Here is a 628-nt window from a genome sequence, read left to right as displayed (position 1 = left end):
GACCGATTCGGCGCGCAGTTTGCGCATTGTGCGAAGGCCGTGCGCCTCAGGCCGGGCACGACGTGGCACCTCGATGAGCTGTTCGTGAAACTGCGAGGCGCGCCGTATGTGCTGTGGCGCGCGGTGGATGAGCACGGCATGGAGCTCGACGTGCTGTTGCAGAAACGTCGCGACAAGGCAGCCGCGAAACGCTTCTTAAGGCACATGCTGCGCTCAAACCCGGTGCCGCGAAAGATTGTCACCGACCAGTTGCGTAGCTACCCGGCAGCGAAAGCCGAAGTCCCGGAACTGGCCGGCGTGAAGCATGTATTCGTGAAGGCCTGCGCCCGGGTCAACAACCGCGCGGAGAACAGCCACCAGCCCACGCGCCGGCGCGAGCGCCAGATGCAGGGTTTCCGTGATCCACGGCGCACGCAGCGCTTCCTATCGAACTTCGGTCCGATCCGGCAACACTTCGCGCTGCCCCGGCACAGGATGAGGGCAGGCGATCATCGCGCACAACTGCGGGCACGTCTGTCCAGCTGGTTCCAGTGGACTGTCACAGGGTCGACGGGCATTGCCCAATAATCAGCAGGACTCCTGCACATACCGCATTGGCACATGCCTGCATCGGCAACTTGACAATGCC

At 63.4% G+C, this 628-nt stretch carries 1 protein-coding gene; it reads left to right on the top strand.

The features are described from left to right. On the top strand, positions 1 to 567 hold a 567-nt coding region (locus tag PKKP23_RS33550), incomplete at its 5' end, for a DDE-type integrase/transposase/recombinase (RefSeq protein WP_126880090.1). Positions 568 to 628 lie beyond the last annotated feature (61 nt).

Origin of the sequence: Paraburkholderia kururiensis JCM 10599 = LMG 19447 (assembly GCF_003986935.1) — a bacterium.
GTDB classification, from domain to species: Bacteria; Pseudomonadota; Gammaproteobacteria; order Burkholderiales; family Burkholderiaceae; genus Paraburkholderia; species Paraburkholderia kururiensis.
The sequence above is the reverse complement of the archived record's forward strand: the minus strand, read 5'-3'. Positions and strand labels throughout refer to the sequence as shown.